13 protein-coding genes are annotated in these 18,563 nt (G+C 33.7%); 3 read left to right on the forward strand and 10 right to left on the reverse strand.

Translation table 11 applies throughout. The features are described from left to right. From ACHRWY_RS26400 to ACHRWY_RS26445, 10 genes are all read right to left on the reverse strand, one after another. Positions 1-511, reverse strand: a 511-nt coding sequence (locus tag ACHRWY_RS26400) for a hypothetical protein (protein ID WP_395358810.1), incomplete at its 3' end; no start/stop codon positions are given. After that, positions 511-1,341 carry a hypothetical protein gene (locus ACHRWY_RS26405; RefSeq protein ID WP_395358812.1) on the reverse strand — a complete coding sequence of 277 codons (831 nt, stop codon included), beginning with the start codon at positions 1,339-1,341 and terminating at the stop codon, positions 511-513. The genes ACHRWY_RS26405 and ACHRWY_RS26400, both read right to left, overlap by 1 nt. A gap of 29 nt (positions 1,342-1,370) precedes the next feature. Beyond that, a complete protein-coding gene (locus ACHRWY_RS26410) occupies positions 1,371-1,886 on the reverse strand; it encodes a hypothetical protein (protein ID WP_395358814.1) in 516 nt (171 codons plus the stop codon). Positions 1,887-1,888: 2 nt separating this feature from the next. Continuing rightward, complete coding sequence (locus ACHRWY_RS26415; protein WP_395358816.1) at positions 1,889-2,842, reverse strand: hypothetical protein; 954 nt, start codon at positions 2,840-2,842, stop codon at positions 1,889-1,891. After that, positions 2,826-3,350, reverse strand: coding sequence for a hypothetical protein (locus tag ACHRWY_RS26420; protein ID WP_395358818.1), 525 nt, complete (start codon positions 3,348-3,350; stop codon positions 2,826-2,828). The genes ACHRWY_RS26415 and ACHRWY_RS26420 overlap by 17 nt, the downstream gene beginning before the upstream one ends. Continuing rightward, entirely contained in the window at positions 3,343-4,530 is a 1,188-nt protein-coding gene (locus ACHRWY_RS26425; protein WP_395358820.1) for a hypothetical protein, read from the reverse strand. The genes ACHRWY_RS26420 and ACHRWY_RS26425 overlap by 8 nt, the downstream gene beginning before the upstream one ends. Further along, on the reverse strand, positions 4,530-6,434 hold the full coding sequence (locus ACHRWY_RS26430) for a type II secretion system protein GspD (protein WP_395358822.1): 1,905 nt from the start codon (positions 6,432-6,434) through the stop codon (positions 4,530-4,532). The genes ACHRWY_RS26425 and ACHRWY_RS26430 overlap by 1 nt, the downstream gene beginning before the upstream one ends. 4 nt (positions 6,435-6,438) lie before the next feature. Next, positions 6,439-7,845, reverse strand: coding sequence for a GspE/PulE family protein (locus tag ACHRWY_RS26435; protein WP_395358824.1), 1,407 nt, complete (start codon positions 7,843-7,845; stop codon positions 6,439-6,441). Beyond that, a complete protein-coding gene (locus ACHRWY_RS26440; RefSeq protein WP_395358826.1) occupies positions 7,845-8,327 on the reverse strand; it encodes a hypothetical protein in 483 nt (160 codons plus the stop codon). Before ACHRWY_RS26440 ends, ACHRWY_RS26435 begins: the two co-directional genes overlap by 1 nt. Position 8,328: 1 nt before the next feature. Continuing rightward, positions 8,329-8,763: a type IV pilin protein gene (locus tag ACHRWY_RS26445; protein ID WP_395358828.1), complete on the reverse strand. Its 435-nt coding sequence runs from the start codon at positions 8,761-8,763 to the stop codon at positions 8,329-8,331. 482 nt (positions 8,764-9,245) lie between these two features. Here ACHRWY_RS26445 and ACHRWY_RS26450 point away from each other — a divergent pair, with 482 nt between their 5' ends. The 3 genes from ACHRWY_RS26450 (at position 9,246) to ACHRWY_RS26460 (ending at position 18,551) form a co-directional block, all read left to right on the forward strand. Beyond that, entirely contained in the window at positions 9,246-9,848 is a 603-nt protein-coding gene (locus ACHRWY_RS26450; RefSeq protein WP_395358830.1) for a hypothetical protein, read from the forward strand. Continuing rightward, entirely contained in the window at positions 9,845-15,460 is a 5,616-nt protein-coding gene (locus tag ACHRWY_RS26455; protein WP_395358832.1) for a hypothetical protein, read from the forward strand. Before ACHRWY_RS26450 ends, ACHRWY_RS26455 begins: the two co-directional genes overlap by 4 nt. A gap of 145 nt (positions 15,461-15,605) precedes the next feature. Continuing rightward, a complete protein-coding gene (locus ACHRWY_RS26460; RefSeq protein ID WP_395358834.1) occupies positions 15,606-18,551 on the forward strand; it encodes a hypothetical protein in 2,946 nt (981 codons plus the stop codon). Positions 18,552-18,563: the final 12 nt, after the last annotated feature.

Consider the following 18,563-nt stretch of genomic DNA (forward strand, 5'->3'; position numbering starts at 1 on the left):
TTTCAGGTAACTGCGATTCAGAGATTGTAATTTTTCCTTCTGCAGTAAGCTTGTTTAAGCTATTGTTGATATAAGATGTTTCGATAAAAGTACTTGGTAATTGATTATTTCCAATCAGTTTTACTTTACCCGAATAGAAAAGCGATTTAGATAAGTTTGTCAGGTAAATGGCATTTTTATCCCGATTTTGTGCTCCAACAAAGTGTACAGAAGAAACAGTGTCGTTTGAAATATAAGACTCTGCTAACACGACTGAAAGTAATCCGTGTGATTTTGTTTCATAGCTGCCTTCGATACCGGAATTTTCATCTTTTTCAATTGCTGCCTGAGCAAGTTTATGCCCCAAAACAAAATTTAAAACAGACTGATTTTGAATGTAAAGTTCTTCCTGTAAATTATAATACAAGTTAAGCTGATTGTATAAATTAGAAAAATACAGCAATGCGCCGCAAATAATAGATACAATTAAGCAAACGTAGATGGCATATAATAAACTATGGGCCTTAACCATTATTTGAGTGTCTTATCTTTCTTTTTAAAAAGATTATTAAAGAATGTTATTATTTTGGAATCTTTTTTCGGTTCATTTTTAGCTTGCTCTTTTACAGCTTTTTTTGCAGCTCTTTCAGTTTTTTTAGTTGCTGTTTTTACTTCTTTTTCTTTTTCAGCTTTTTCTCTTGCAATAACTTTTTCTTCTTTTGCCTTTGCTTTATAATCTGCAAGTTTCATAGCGTCAGACGTTGCTTCAAGTTCTTTTTCAATGTTTTTAGCTTTTTCTGTTTTAGTATTTTCCTGTTTGATCCTGTATTTTTCAGACTTGGTAAACGTTTCTTTTTGTTTAATAATTTCGCCTTTTTTATAAGTAATTGTATCTCTATTCTCTAGATTAATCCATTTCCCATTTTTTAAATTAGATCTGAAGCTACCGGTTTCAACCAAGGCACCACTTTGATCATAATGCAAATATGGACCGGAACGTAAACCATTATTCCAATTTTGCATCGTAGCCAGTATACCATTTTGATACCACGTTTTCCAGACCCCAACTTTAACCCCTTTTTTAAATCGTCCCTGTTCTGCCAATTGATTAGTGTGGTACATTTTGATAAACTTTTGGTCAAGTAAATCACCCGTAATTCCGCCTTGCGCTTCGTGTATGAGTCCACCTTTGAACCAGTAATATATTTTATTTTTATTTGGTGTTGTTTTCTTATCGGTAGTATAAAACTCATACCTGAAATTTTTATCAGAAGTTCTTTTTATCCTGTAAGGATCATCAAAAGAGGTTAAGATGAATACAAAAAAGAGTAAAAAGAGAGGACGTAAAATAATTGCTTTCAAAATATTTTTTATTTTATTATTAGTTATATCTATTCAGTATTTCTTAACTGAATTATTTTTGTTTCTCCATTGAAGAAAACCTCAATAGAATCTTTATATCTTTTTTTGACGATTAAGCCATTGAAAGCGGTTTTAAGTTTGAGTTTGCATAATTTTGAATCTATTTTTAATAAAACTACTTCTTCATTTCTTTCTTTCGAAGCTATATATCCATAATAGTTAAGAACTGGCCAGCTGAGATTTGAATCTGCTTTTGAAATCGCAGGGATAATTTTCTTTTTTACTGGTAAATAATTAAATACTGTTTGTCCCGGGGCAGTACTAGTAATTTGAAATTCTTTATTTAAAAACGGATCACGATTTATTTTTTTCAGTTCAAACGTATCTTTGTTAATTTGATTGATAGTAACATTACTTTGTTGATTCTGTTTTTGAAGAATTGTATCATCAGTGGTCAATTGTCTGTTAAGTATTTTGTAGCCAACAGTTCCCCATAGTCCGAACACTACCAGAATAAGAATTATATTTATTTTCTTTTTACTCATATTTAGTTTACGGTAAACTTAAATCCAGTACTGTTTGTACCAATATTTCCGGCTCCATCAACTGCTCTAACTCTCCAATAGTAAATACCTGTTGTCGAAAAAGTTTGTTGTAATGTTGTGCTACTAGTGTTTTGAGTCTGAACAATGTTGTTGAAATCGATATCACTGGCAAATTCAACAATATAAGAAACAGGTGATTTTGCATTGCCTATGTCAGTTGCAATACTCCATGTATAAGTCGTACTTGAATTGGTAGTTTGAGTTGAATTAGCAGCCGGTAAAATGTTTTTTGGCTGATTTGGAACGGTTGTATCAATGTTAAATTTACGGGCAGAATACTGTTTTGTTTCGGTATCTGTATTTTTTGCTTTTACTCGCCATTCATACGTTCCATCTGCGAGAATTGACAAAGCAAGAGTTAATGAAGTATCTGTTAAATCAGCTTTAGTGTATATTTCCTCACTAGTGGCTGTATTAACTAATCTTACACTATAGGTAGCAGCATTTTTAAGTGCTTCCCAATTTAAGGTTACATTAATATAATTTAAAAATTTATTGTTTTCAGGACTTATCAGAATAACTTGCTGATTGGTTAAATCGTTTGGAATTGAAGTTGAAAAGTTAGAAGGGAAAGAGTATATGGATTCATAAGCATAATTTTCACCTCTTACTCTCCAAATATATTTCCCTGCATTTAATGGTAATGTAATACTGGTTTTGTTGGTTAAAGAGTCAAGAATTAAAACCTGATTAGATTCATATACCTGAATACGATATTTATCAACTCCATTCAGGGTATTCCATTTAAAGCTTACAACATTACTTTCAATTGTTGAATTGTTAACTGGAGAAAGAATTTGTATGGTATCATTGCTAATGTTTTCTTCAAGAATATTTTCGCATGAGTAGGTAAGGACTGCTAATGCTATGATGATAAGTTTATTTAGTGTTTTCATAGTTTTGGAAAATCATTTTTAGATGTAAAACTTCAGATTTATTATTTTTCTTTATAGTGTAAAAGTTCATGCTTACTATTCGCGAAAGCTCAAATTTCTTTTCAAAATTATAGGCCAGATTTAAAAGTTGATTGCTATTTCCGGTTACATCCAGTTGATTGGTAATGATGTGATAATTATCTTCTGAAAAGTCATGTATTGGTTTTAAATCATTTATCGAAACTTCAGTGGAATTTTCAGAGGCAAAACTTACAATACCTTGTTGCACCATTTCTTTTGTAACGCCTTCTTTTCCAATAATTTTGTTCAGATAGGCAATGTCTTTTGTCAGGCCATTAGTATTTTTCGCTTTTCGATTAATATCATCTGCCTTTTTTGACAATGTTCGATATTCTGTAATGACATCAAGCAAGGAGTGAAAAGATCTTTTATAAGCTGTCATCGACAATAAAAAAAAGAGCCCGGTGAGAGCATAGAATTTTTGCTTATAGGAATAATTTTCAAACATTTTTCAGCGTTATTTTGATTTCAAATATTGATTTGTTTTTTTTATCTTTTTTTAGACTAATAATCTCAAAACGTTGCAGCCAATCCATCTTTTTTAGTCCTTCCAGCCAATTATTAAAGGATGCTTCCTGATCAGTTTCTCCTTTGATGATAAGCGTTTTATTATCAAAGAAAGCTTTCTTGTTTTCTTTGTATTCTTCTTGTAATGGGATAATATTTAACTCGTTTAAGGATATAGTACCGGGTATAGATTTCATGATTTCGTAGCCATAATAAGAAAGAAACTTAGATGATAAAACGCCGGATTCCCTTAATATTTTCAGTTTTTTTTCTTTTTGCGCTTCAAGGTCCAATATCAATTGATAAGACTGGTTTGAATATACCGTTTGAAGATTCAGTCCTGAGTTTTTAGTGCCATAATATTGTATTAGAAAATAGCTGATTAATAAAGCGGTAAGAAAACCTGTAAGTATTGTTATTCCTAAAATATTAAATGCTTTTTTATAAATTAATTCTTCGCTGTTCAAGGTTGAATTAATTGTTTTTGAAACTTCTTTGGGCTTTACAAAAAAATGAATAATTGCACCATACAATGGTAAAAAGATACTTGAAACGGTCTCGTCTCCAATCTTATAATCTATCGCTTTTATAGTTTCATTTTGTTTACTGAAGTTCAGGAGTTTTTCATTTTCAAACTCCAGGTGTAAATCGTTAGATAATAAGACTTCTTTCTTTAAAACATTATTAAGCAATGCAGCTAAAAAAGACCCAATATAAACATCTACAATCTGAAAACCATTTTTTTGAAAGATGGAAATTGTTTCATCGACTATGTTTTTTCGGCAAAAACTAATGAAGTTTGATTTTAATCCTTTTATATCAGTGTAATAAATAGCATTATAATCAATGTTTTTTTGCCAATTCACATCAACTTCATTTTCAAAATTAATTTCTTTGTTTAAAACGCCTTTACCTTCGATAACTAATAACAAAGGTGTTTTTTTATCTGCTGTTTTTAGTAATGATTCAAAAGTTTCGAATGTTCGTTTTGAGAGAATAGAAATTTTGCTCGCTTTCTTTTTTATAGTAAGCAAATTGTAGATTTCGTAATCTTCTTTTTTGATTACGCCAACGACATTTATGTCATTCAGTTTTATGAATTTAGATAAAGTGGCTAACATTAATAGATAACTGTTGGTTTAATAAAAATGTGAAGTTTAGAATCACTTTTTGCTTTTTTTCGACTACTGAAGAACCATTTTATAATAGGTATTCTTGATATTAAAGGAGTTCCTGTTCCTGAGTTTTCTTTTTTCAGTTCATCCAATCCTCCCAACAAAATCATTTCGCCATTTTTGACTCTGACCAAAGATTCAAATTTTTGAGTAGCTTTCCCCGGAGGAGCTTCTTCACCCACTCTTGCCAGGAAAGAGCTCTTTTCTACAGCAATGGTAAGTGTTACATTTTCATCTGTTGAGACGTATGGTTTTATCGACACACTTAAATTAGCATCAGTAGATTTCCAGGTTCCGGAGTTCAAAATGTCATTCCCTATGTTGTTGTTTATTAAACGGTTACTTTGTTCAAAATAGTAACTGGTTTCACCAATAGATAATTTAGCCTCGTGTCCGCTGATGGTAGCAATTTTTGGAGTAGATTCTATCTTTAATACTGAGTTGTTTTCCAGGAGCTTAAGGTTGAGGTAAAAAGACTCCGTTACTTTTCCTAGTTTAAAAAGACCAAAACCATTAAAGGCATTTATTAAGCTATTTACAGAAGATCCGTTTAAAGTAACGTCAGAACTGGGAAATAGTACACCACTGGTCTGAACTGAATTTATTTTATCCAAACCGGCTTTCATTCCGGTTTGGATGTCGTATGATTTGTTGTATTGTACAATAATAACTTCAATTTGTACCATTGGCACAACTTTGTCAATTTGTTTGATGTATACTTTTAGTTCCTCTAAAATAGATCTTGATCCGGAAACGATTAGTCCGTTCAATTCGATAAATTCTTTTATTTCGAGTTTTTCTGAAAATACTTTTGGCAAGGCTCCAATAACAGATTCTATCGATCGGTTTTCCAGCTGAATCATCTCGGTTATTCTCAGTCCTTCTGTCGCTTCTTCGCCAATTATATAAAAATTATCCTGCTTCTTATGGGTGTATTTTTTTCCTTTAAAGATGTTTGCAAGTAGGTCATCAAAAGTGATATTATCAGCAGAAAGGGTTGTTTTTTCATTCTCAGGTTTATTATATAGGAAATAATTGATGTGCAGTTTTTCCGCAGCTTCGGTAAGTAAATCAGCGGCGTCTGCGATATAGGCATTCACTTGTAAAAAACCATTTTTATTAATGTTTATTTCATAAAACCCGGGAACTCCCAAGCTAACTTTTGGCTGCTTTGCTTTTGGGCCATTGCTTTGTAAGTTACTATTGGATTCCATGTTTTTTTGTAAAAAATAAAATCCATTATCATCTTTAGTGGCTATTAAATCGTTTGATTTTGCTATCATTTCAATCACCTGATCAAACGGACGATTTAAGATGTAAGAAGAGATTCTGATATTTTTAATATCCTGAGCCAGAATTAAATTTTTTCCGGATTTATCAATTATCGCTTTTCCCACTGCAGATAAAGTGTCATTTTCTAACTTAACAGAAAGAAAATCGTTTTGAGGGTTATAAGTAACATCAATAACCTTGGGCTGTTTTTTTTCGACAACAACTACGGCTTTTCTTTTTTTGAAAACAATAATATTATTCATAAAATAAACTTCAAGGTCATATTTCTGTACGAGATGAACAAAAACATCCTTGACGGTAACATCAAAAAAGTTATTGGCAACAGGTTGATTAAGTTCCGTATCGATATCGACATTCAATTGATGTTCTTCGGCAATTGAAGAGATAAAATCATGTAATGTAATTCCTGAGACATCAATTTTAATGGTTTCGTTGAGTCCCTTTTTTTGTATGGATAATTCGTCAAATTTCCTGCTTAATTCAACAATATCCTGCTGTGCTACAATAATATTCGTAAAAAATAACGCAGCTAGTACGTAAAAAAACTGTTTAAGCATTACTTTATATGTTTATTAAAATTGAATATATTTCTTCCAGAGAAGTTTCACCAGTGGCTAAAATTTCAAAAGCTTTTTGTGATAATGACTTATAGTTTTCATCATTGCTATATAATTTTGTAATGGTATTATTTTTTATTGCTTCTGTAATAGTAGTGTCTATATTTAAAATTTCATAAATGGCTGTTCTGCCTTTATATCCGGTATGAAAGCATTTATTGCAGCCAATAGGTTTGTAATAGGAAGAAATGTCATAAGGGAATTTAAAATTCAGCGGGAAATCTTTAGGATTGCAAATCGTTTCTTTTTTGCAATCTTCACAAAGCTTTCTAACGAGCCGCTGTGCAACTGACAAGTTTAAGGTTTCAGCAATTAAATAAGAGGGAACTCCCATATCAATTAACCTGGAGATCGTTCCTATTGCTGAGTTAGTATGTATGGTTGACAGAACTAGATGTCCTGTTAATGAAGCACGAATCGCCATTAGAGCAGTTTCAGAGTCACGAATTTCTCCCAGCATGATAACATCCGGATCCTGGCGTAAAAATGATTTAAGAGAGGATGAGAATGTCAATCCGATATCTTCCTTTAATTGCACCTGATTGATTCCTTTTAAAGTATATTCGATCGGATCTTCGACGGTTACAATATTGCTACGGCTATCATTTAATAATCTTAGGGTAGCATAAAGTGTAGTTGTTTTTCCCGAACCTGTTGGGCCACTAATTAAGATAATTCCGTTAGGTTTTTTTACCGCTTCCAGGTAACTTTCCAGTTCTTCTTTTTGCAAACCTAAGGTGTTCAAATCGATATTCGAAGCATCCTGGCCTAAAAGACGCATTACTATTTTTTCTCCAAATAATGTAGGTAAAATAGAAACCCTGATGTCAAATGATTCATTGGTAATTCTACCATCCTGGGGTAGTCTTTTTTCGGTAATGTTTAATTTGGCTTTAATCTTGATTTTGTTGACCAGTTCAAGATAATTATCACGCTCTATTTTATAACGTTCGATTAATTGCCCATCAATTCTAAAGCGGATACGCGAAGAATCTTCATAAACTTCAAAATGAATATCACTACATTTTAATGATTTTGCCTCTCCCAATAAGTTTTCAAGAAAATCGCCTTTTTCTACATTTAAAGATTTGTTCGTATTTGAAGCTCTTTCTTTTCTATAATATTTTGATAATGCTTTTTCTATTTCAGAGGCATTTATTGGATAGAAAAGAACATCTTTTCCCAAAAAAAGTTCTAATTCATCCTTTGCCTCTTCATTATTATTAGAGCCGTCTACATATAATTCTAATGTGTTTTCAAAAGAAGATTTAGGTAGTACCCGATATTGATTAGCAAGTTCGTTAGAAACCATGTGCTGAACTTCAGAAAGGATTATGATATCTTGTGTCATTATAATAAAGCGATTTTTTGAAAAATCATAAGATGATCTTTCAGCAGTATAATCAATAGAAACAACGATGAGAACCCGGCTAAAGGAACTGTTTCTTCTTTAGTAAATTTCTTCAGTCCAAATTGAAGAATGATGGTAAATAAGAGCGATAGTATAAAAAACAGGATGTAATTTTTTAATATAAACAATGGTGTGATAGCCGTATAAAGTAATAAGTCGCCTAGTCCAAAATAATGCTGAAAAGGATTAAGGAATTTTTTAGATTTCAGACTCATGTAAATCGTTAAAATGCTTAAGGTGATTAAAAAGAAAGCCGTATTAAAAAGCACAATTTCTAATACATCATATTTTTTAAGAGGAGTTAAAAAAAAAGAAACTCCAAAAATCACAATAGGTAAGATAATGTGTATTTGTCTGAATTTCAAATCCTGAAAAAATACAACGACTAAGCAAAGCAACAAAATGGCATACACTACTTTCAATTTATTCCTTGGTTACTTCGGTTAATATTTTTTTACTGTCTATTTGCCAGGTGTTAAAATTTCCGTCACCATCTAAATCTGATGTAGCGGTTGCTCTGGCTGAAAAAGAATCATTTGAGGCTTCAATGATTTCAATTTTATAAACGGCCTGTCCACCGTCATCAACCGTTTTTTCTTGTTCAAAACCAATTTCTTCTAAACTGCCTGAATATTTAGAGTGTCTGTAGAAATAACTTTTTTCTAAACCGTAAACCTGATTAAGCATCGCCTGAGCTTCAATAGCTTTTGCCTGCCCGATGACTGAGGTTTGATTGGGTAGTACCATTAATAATAGTATACCAATGATGCACAATACAATTAAAATCTCTGTTAAAGAGTATGCTTTAACAGAGATTTTTTTTATTAAATTATAATATTTTACTGCTCTATAAAACATTTTTACTAGGTTTTTATTTGTTAAAAAAATGTTGTTAATAATGCGAAAATACGAATTCAATTCTAATAAACTAGCAAAAATAAAAATATTTAAACAGGTGAATCAGTTTTTTATATGTTTTTTCTGTATTTATTTATTTTGTTAAAATAAAAAAAGTAAGAAATTATTTGTTTTTGATAATTTTTTTATATGTTTGCTGTTTAATATAAGTTTTTGGCTACAATTTTGTTCAATAGAAATAATCTTGTTAATTTATTGCTTAATAAAATTAAAGTTGCTTTTAATAGATGCCGATTTAAAATTTATTATTTCAAAGATGAATGTTTTGATAATGTCATATAAAAAATATTCAGAATACTATTGAGAAAAGGAACAAGCGCTTACAAAAGGCAAAGGCTAATTCTTTAAAGTTCTAATCGCATATAATTTATGCCTCTTAAAAAAAGAAGCACTATTGCCAAATTTTGTTCAATAAAAATGATATGAACCACATACATAAGTTATTTTTTATTCTTTTGTTTTTAGTCTTATTCTCTTGTAAAAAAGAAATAAGTACCAATGCAAGAGATACAGAAATCAGGGACCGCTACTTTAATCTTGAAAAGACAGGATGGAAATCCCGTGTACATACTCAAAAAATCAATGATATAGGATTTAGTGCAATTGAAGTTCCTATTCAATACTATTTGCTAAAAGATTTAGGAAAAGAAAACTTAACACGTGTTGATTCACTGTACGAAAAAAACAAAACGGAACGGGTTTTTGAATTTACATTCCAACAAGATGAAGAAAAAGATCTGCTTGCCAAAGACTTTACAGGTCTTGATTATAATGATGCCGTTAAATATATGTCTTTTGGCCTTCTCAAAGATTTTTACATCGTCACTTCAAAACACGATACCATAACCTGTTCGGGGGTTACTTTCGAGCGCACTTACAAAATAGCACCTTATCAAAGAGTCTTATTGTTTTTCTCCGGAATAGATCCTGACGATAAAATACAACTTGTGTATAACGATTACCTTTTTAATAAAGGGACATTAAAATTTAAATTTAAAGATAACTATACCCAAATAGCCTTATGATCCAGCAAAAAACAAATAAATTAAAAAAAACTGTAGCTATTTATTTAGCAATGATGATTCTTTTGGAAACATTTCAGCCTATGCAAATTTATGCATTGACAGGCGGTCCCTCTCAACCGGAATTTGAATCTTTTACGCCAATAGGAACTTCTGATATGGTAGACTTATCGAGTGGCGATTTTAATTATAATATTCCGGTAATGGATGTTGGAGGATACCCATTGAACTTAGCTTATAATTCCGGAGTTACTATGGATCAGGAAGCTTCATGGGTTGGATTGGGCTGGGATCTGAATGTTGGTCAGATTTCAAGGCAATTAAGAGGTTTACCCGATGATTTTAATGGCGATGAAATGATCTACGAAAATAGTATGAGACCTAATGTAACTGTTGGGGCAAATGTTAATGTATTTGCTGCTGCATTTGGAATTAAAGAAGCAAAAGCGAGTATTGGTATGGGGATTAAATACAATAATTATGATGGTTTTGGAGTCTCCGCAAATGGGGGGATGAGTTTTCAGATAGCCAATAATTTAAGCGTTGGTATGAATTTGGAGTCATCCGCTTCAGAAGGAGTCTCGGTATCTCCAAATCTTTCATTTTCAAAAAAATTCGGTAATGTAGATTCGGACAACTACAATCTGGGAGTCAATGCCGGCGTAAATTATAATAGTAGGAAAGGGGTAGAAAGTATGACAATGTCTTCCAGTATAAGTAAGTATGAAAAGACGACAGGAAAATTTCTTGGTTCAGATCCGTTATTATCCAGGTCTCTTTCTATAATAAACTCGTCATTCACCCCAACGAAACGTGTCGGAATGGTCTCCTCAAATTATATGTTTAATTTAAATCTTCAATTTGAATTTTGGGGTCTTGAACCAGGTACTAAATTTTCAGGATACAGAACAAGTCAGGGAATTAAAGATTATGAAAGATATAAAATTGAAAAGGCGTATGGCTTTGAAAACACCTATAATGCCGGAAAATCGGATATCTTAGACTTTAATAGGGAAAAAGACAGAACCTTTAATAAAAACACGACTTCTTTGCCATTAACCAATAATGCCTATGACTTATATAGTATTCAGGGACAAGGAGTTTCAGGAATGTATCGTCCCTATAAATCACAGGTAGGCTATGTTTATGATAATGAAATCCATGATGATACTAATGGAGGTACGCTGGGTGCAGAAGTGGGTGCCGGTGGTGGGGCACATATAGGTCTTGATGCTACTGCAACTCTCGGAAAGAGCAGCAGTTCTTTATGGGAAAATTCAAATCCTGCTTTAGGAAGATTCAGAGAGAAAAAAACAGGAAACAGGCCCGATTATGAAAAAGTATTTTTTAAAAACATCGGAGGAACACATCTGGACAAGGAATTAGATTTATTCAATACTAAATTAGGTGGTTATGATGCCGTAAAAATTAACTTGAGCGGCGGTAAATTTTCCAGAACTACAAGTTTGAACTATTATAAGAATAGTGCAGCAATTGCTAATACCGAAGTAGTTCAAAGAGAATCATCGCGTTTGTCCAGAAACCAATCGATACAGAAATTAACCAAAGCGGAATTAAAAAAATACGGATTAAAAAACCAGTCTGGTGAATTTGCCAAAGCACATCATACGGCAGAAATAAGAATTACAAAAGAAGGAGGAGAACGTTATGTGTATGGCAGGACCGCATATAATACGATTAAAAAAGAAACAACATTTGATATAGGAACGACTCCTAAAGTCGATTACAAAACGAATTTAGTTAGCTATAATCCTGCTTTAGGAGACAACTCTGTTAACAACAAGCAAGGTGGTGACCAGTACTTTAACCGGGTAACGACGCCGGCTTATGCACACTCTTATTTATTAACGTCTGTTTTATCGTCTGACTATCAGGATTTAGAAAATGATGGACCTACTGATGATGATTTAGGAACTTATACCAAATTTGAGTATGAAAACAAAACTCCGGACCAGGCAAAGCTTTACAAGTGGAGAATACCCTTTTCAGAAAATAAGGCAAATTATGATGAAGGCTTGCGATCCAGTAAAAAAGATAACAAAGCAAATTATCAATATGGAGAAAAAGAACTGCTTTATGTAAAAAAAATTATAACAAAAACACATATTGCTGTTTTTCATCTTTCAGCAAGAAATGATGGCTATGGAGTCAAAGATGAAAACGGTGGCCGTGGAGATAATTCTAAAATGTATAAATTAGATAAAATTTCTCTCTACTCAAAACCGGAATATACCGTAAACGGAGAAAAAGCCATTCCTGTAAAAGAGGCACATTTTGAGTACAACTATAGTTTATGTCAGGGTATTGACAACAGCATAAACAAGGAAGGAAAACTGACATTAAGTAAAGTGTATTTTACTTATAAAAAATCAAATATGGGGAAATTTACTCCGTATGTTTTTGGTTACGCTCCTAAAAATTTAGTAGAAACGACTCCCGATTACCATATTGAAAAAGATGAAATAAACAATCCTTCCTACAATATGAAGGCGTATGATGTATGGGGAAACTACAAACCTGTAAGTGAGCAGTTAGGTCCGGAAACGACATCTAAGTTATCAAATCCTGAATACCCGTTTGTAGATCAGAGTAATAGGAAAAATGCAGATCAATATGCAAGCGCCTGGTTATTAAAATCAGTTCGTTTGCCTTCTGGCGGTGTAATGGAGTTAAATTACGAAGCTGATGATTATGGCTATGTGCAGGATAAGGCAGCAATGCAAATGTTTAAAGTTGTAGGAAGTGGTACAAAAGAAGGATTAACAGCGGCTAATATTGATTCTGAAGATAAAATACAAAAAAGAAATTTAGGCGCTTACATTTATGTAGCACTGGATCATAAAATAGAGGAGAATTTATCTATTAAGGATCCGCAAATCTCAAAGATTTTTTATGACAAGTATCTAAAAAATATTGGAGATGATGGTAACCCCTTATATTTCAGGTTTTTATTGAATATGGTGAATCCTAATCCCTTACCGGGAATCGACGGAACCGATAAATACGACTATGTCACCGGATATCTTAATATAGAAAAGGGAGCAACTTCAGGATTTGGATTTCTGGAAACAAACGGAAAACAATATGTTGCCATACCGGTAAAATATGTTGGTAAAGGTGACGGGTTCGATCCTAATGCACACGAGGTAAATCCAATTATAAAAGCAGGCTGGAATTTTGGGAGACACAACCTCAATAGACTTGTTTATAGCATGTATAATGAAGAAGATACCAATGATTTAAAAAGTATTGTTATGGAACTGATAGGCTGGATGCCAACACTTCTGGATATTTTTAAGAGCCCAAATGCTAAATTAGAACAAACAGGTATTGCAACAAAATTCGTTACCAATAAATCCTGGATTCGACTCCTGCAACCTGATGGAAAAAAAATAGGAGGAGGCAGTAGAGTTAAGGATATTCAAATTCATGACAAATGGGACATTATGACCAGTCATAGCGGTAATAAAACTTACCAGCAATCTTATGGACAAAGATATTCATACGAAACAGAAAGCGGAAACTCTTCAGGAGTAGCCACATACGAACCTTTGGGCTGTAAAGAAAATCCTTTTGTAAAACCTTCTTACGACGAAAAAAGAAGAGAATTGCTATTAGGTCCTGATACAGATAATTATGTAGAAGAACCTTTTGGCGAATCTTTTTTTCCTTCTCCAAAAGTGACCTATAGCAGGGTAACGGTAACTAATTTACCAAGAAATAAATACAATGATAAAAGTGAATTAACAGCAACAGTAAAAAAACATGCCACCGGGTCTGTTGTCACAGAATTTTACACCTCTAAAGATTTTCCCACTATTGTTGATCGCACTGGGCTGTCATCAAAGTACGATACCTCGACCGCATTAGCCAGCATACTTAATTTAAATGTCAGGGACCATATTACATTGTCTCAGGGATATATGATCCATACGAATGATATGGATGGTAAAATGAAAAACCAACGCGTATATGGTGAGGGACAAAAAGGTTTGATATCAGGTATTGATTATAAATACAATACAACAATTCAAAATAATAATCAGGGAAAACTAGATAATACAGTTCAGACAATAGATTCAAAAGGAGTTATAGCTTCTAAATTAGTGGGCGTTGATTATGATGTAATCAATGATTTTAGACAAAGTAAGACCACTACTTCTACCAAAGGTATTCATTTAAACGTGGCAACTTTACCTTTTACTCTTATCGTTGTAGTAATCCCGACACCAATACCAAGTTATTCCCAACATGAAAGTCAGATTAGAACTGCGGTCACGACTAAGGTTATTCATAGTACCGGTATACTTTCTGAAAAAGTTGCGTATGATTTGGGATCAGTAGTAAGTACAAAGAATTTGGCCTGGGATGCTGAAACAGGTGATGTATTATTGACAGAAACGGTCAATGAGTACAATGATAAGTATTTCAATTTCAATTTTCCGGCTTATTGGAGTTATGATGGTATGGGACAGGCTTCTAAAAATATTGGACTGGAATGGGATATTAATAAAATCGGCAGCAATCAATACGAATTTGAGGGCCTTCATAACGAATCCGATTATCTTATTGATGGAGATGAGTTATGGCTTAATGGTATCGCGCCAGATGGCAGAACCAAAACAATGATGAAAGCCTGGGCAGTAAAAGTAACTGCAGCAAATTTCCAGCTGATTGATGAAAAAGGATTGTTAATTAAAAACGATGTTATCAATACGGCCAGAATAAAAGTAATCCGTTCCGGATACCGAAACATGCAAATGGCTTCTATGGCAAGTGTGACTTCCATGACAAATCCATTATATAGTTATGACGGGAACAATAACAGGATAACAACCAAAGGTAATATAGGAAGTAATCCGTTTATGTCAGCCACATCCAACAATAGAATTGTTAACGCCTCTGCTGTACAATACAACAACATCTGGCCCTCTCAATGTGAGTGTAACCTGCCTAAAATGGTTTTTGCAGCTCATGGAGTATTAAAATTTGAATATGAAAACGCCAATGAAAATGATGAAGAAGACGATATTATTAAACGCTCTTATAATCCATACCTGTACAATGTCTTGGGAAATTGGAGGGCCAGTAAATCGTATGCTTACTTAACAGGAAGAAATTACACCACTGATCCTACGCCGCGAAAAACAGGCTTTTATACTGATTTTTATCCCTTCTATGTATTCTCAAACAATACCTGGAAAATAACAACCGGAACATTTTATGACAAATGGACATTTGCGTCAGAGGTTACCCAGTACAATCCTGCCGGACAGGAAATTGAAAATAAAGATGCTTTAAAACGTTATTCTTCGGTCCTGTACGGTTACAACAATCGTTTTCCTGTGGCTGTAGCTTCTAATACTAAATACAGCGAGCTGGCCTCTGACGGATTTGAAGATTATGATTTTTCAAACTGCGGTGCTGCTTCACATTTTGATTTTCAGGGGCAGCTAAAAATCAATCACGCAAGTATATCTGACAAGCAGTCGCATACCGGTAAAAAAAGTTTAAAAATCGCCCCGGCTAAAAAAGCCGTCATCAAAAAACAAGTTGTTTCGTGTGCTACAGCCGGAGTAACCCCTAAAAACTAACAATATAAGCCCTGAGATTTATAGTATTAAGACGTCTTACTCATTCATTGTGTTTAGTTAGCCAGGTCTGACTTACTATAGATATAATAAATATAGAAATATGCTAAACTATTTTAAATTAAAAAAACAGAGACTCCTTATCTTATTGATACTGGTACTATCAGGTTATTACGGCAATAGCCAGAGTTTGCTCACGGTGTTAGATGGTCTCGAAAAGCCAAACGGAACCCCCTTTAGCATCCAGCTAAACCCGACCAGTACTCCCACAGGATGTACCAGCCAGACCATAACATTAAAGATAGGAAAACTTACCTATATGCCGGCTTCCAGTACAATACCACCAGAAGTGATCGTAATTCCTCAAACCACAAATGGAGAAACGACCTTAACGATTAGCGGTATTGTAAATGAAAAAGAAGGGGTCAGCAGGACCATCATTATAGGAGCGCAATTTGCACCCGGTACTTGTGATGGTGTTATACAACAAATTACAGCCAGCATTGTATCAACAGGCTGTAATTCAACTCCGGTTGCCGCAACTCCGATTACAGTAACGTCAAAAACTTTAAATAACGCAAGAGTTAGTTTATATAAAAGTTCCGAAGAGCAGGATCTGGAACCGTATTGTCTCAGGAAAATGATCAAATATACATTGACTGCACACAATGGCAGCAACAATATCGGATTTACTATTATGGATGCAAAATTTTATTTAGAACTGGACAAATGTGCAGAAATTATAGGAATATATAAAAGAGATACTTATGAATCTGTAGACCCTGTTATAACAGCAGGAGCTAATGTACAAACTGCAGTATTCAATATTCCGGATCTAAAACTATCTCTTTATGGCGATTACCAATATTATGATCTTTATGTAAGATATCCTTGTCTGGATGGCGTAAATGACTGTACATCCGGATATAAAAAGATTAGTGCTTATGTTAAAGGAAAATCCTGTGGTGCTGATATTAGCTCTCCTATCGTAAATGTACAAACTCAAATTTCAACCAGTAACTCCTTGTGCGGAGATCTTTCGTGCGGTGGTGGTAGTGGTGGTGGAACAACTCCAATAGTTATTTTGCAATCACAATTAAGATGTGTAACTGATTGTAATACAGATTCATATGTTTATTTTTATTTGTATACATCCCCTTTGAATTTCTCGTATCCCAATCAAAAGTTTATCGTAGATCTTCCCATGGGATTAAATGTAACAGGAAGTGGTTATAGATCTACACCTTGTGGATCAATTTTTAAAATCACTTATTTGAACAGTGCAGGCGAAAGAAGCCCAATCCCTTATTCCGGTTCCTTAACCCGTAAAGTTGAATTTGAAACTTCCTGTTCTTTAATGCAACCTTCAAATTCTTTTGTAATTTACTTCAATTATGACAAAGTAAACCCTCCTGCATCGGAGGCTAAATTGTCATTCAATTATAAATTTACTTCAGATGAAAAGGTAATCACCAGTGGTAGTAATGCTGCACAGCCTAAAAAATGTAGTCCAGCTTTATATAGTGACCTTCGGGTAAAAAAAGCAGCCACTACTTATGAGGCAGCAACAGATGTAAATGGTCTGCCTGGAGAAATTTTTACCTATGTAGTAAGGATTTATAACTTTAGCACAGGAGATACAAATACCGTACTTTCTGATGTACTAAATCAGAATTTAGAATATGCAGGTGGATTCAAATATTATGGAGCTAATGGTAAATTACAAGATTTATTGGCGAACAAAAGTTTTACAATTCCTGATATTGGGACCGTAGCTGTTGCTGTTCCTAAAGTTGGGGAATCCGGTACAATCGTTTTAAGTGGTTTTGACTTTCCATGTACAAGTAAGACACTTGACTTTCAGTTTAATGTAAGGGTTAAAGATCATGTTACGGCTGGCACTGTAATACGTAATTTTGTAGAGATACCGGTATCTAGTGTATGGGGTTCAAATTTAACTTATATCAGGATAACCCCATTGACGTACGTTAAGAGCAAAATGTTTGTAAAATGCGCTTTAGCGGATGAATGGAAAGATACCGGTATAAATGTAAAAAATGGCGAAGAGGTCGATTTTAAGATGCAGATTACCAATGCAGGATCTAATCCCATTTTATTATCTGAGTTGATAAATTTGAAACCCCAGCCCAATGATCAGTATGAGTTTGGTTCGGGGGCCAGAAAAAGTACTTTTAAAATAAATTATACTTGTAGTCTCCCTGAAATCAGTACAAGCTTAAAAACAATACCGGCTGTAAGCTTTCAATATGCCCAAAACGCTGTTACTATGGATCGTGACATGCTTTGTCCGCCACAAACTTCCGGTAATGTACCCAACTGGACAGCTCCCTGCGGACTTGATGCCAATTGGCTGAAGGCGACATTCCCCAAAAATTTTACTTTGGCTCCCGGTGATTTTGTGTCGTTAGTTTATAAGGCTAAAATTTCCGGAGACAGTGGGGTCGCCAATAATAGTTTTGCTTTTAAGGTGGTAGACAGCAACGGAAATTGCAATATTGTTTCAGACAATTCAAATGTGCTTGCGATTACAAATGATGGAGTTGGAATTGGCTGTAATTCCTGTACGCTGACAAATCCCAATGCTGCAGCAATAAAAAAATTAGTCGAGAATTTATTAAACAATATCATTACACGATTAATAAACGGTGAAACAGATGCACAAATTAATGGTACCCAACCCAATGAACTCTTTTTGCTTAAACCTTATATAACTAGCGGAGGAGGCGATAAGATATATCATTTTTCATCTGTCCGTAACGCGCAGAACAAAATAACAGGTATTCGTTTTTCTTTTTCGGCAAATAGTGAAAATGACGTTTCTTTTCTGGAAGAAAACGGACTGCTTTATAATCCGGAAATAGGTTCCGTTGATAATTCTTATTTAAAAGTAGACAGCAGTGTATTTGTGTCTCCGGACCAATACCTGACAACATGCCGAAAAGTAACAGACGAAAATGGAAATGTAAGTTCAGGAACAGATTGCAAAAACAGGACAGAAGTACGGTTTGTCAATTTTTGTCCTGATCAGTTTTGTGTCCCTGCTAATGGAGAAATAAAAGTTATTGCTCCGTAAAAAACAATAATA

The organism is Flavobacterium sp. FlaQc-48, assembly GCF_044007335.1.
Lineage (GTDB): Bacteria > Bacteroidota > Bacteroidia > Flavobacteriales > Flavobacteriaceae > Flavobacterium.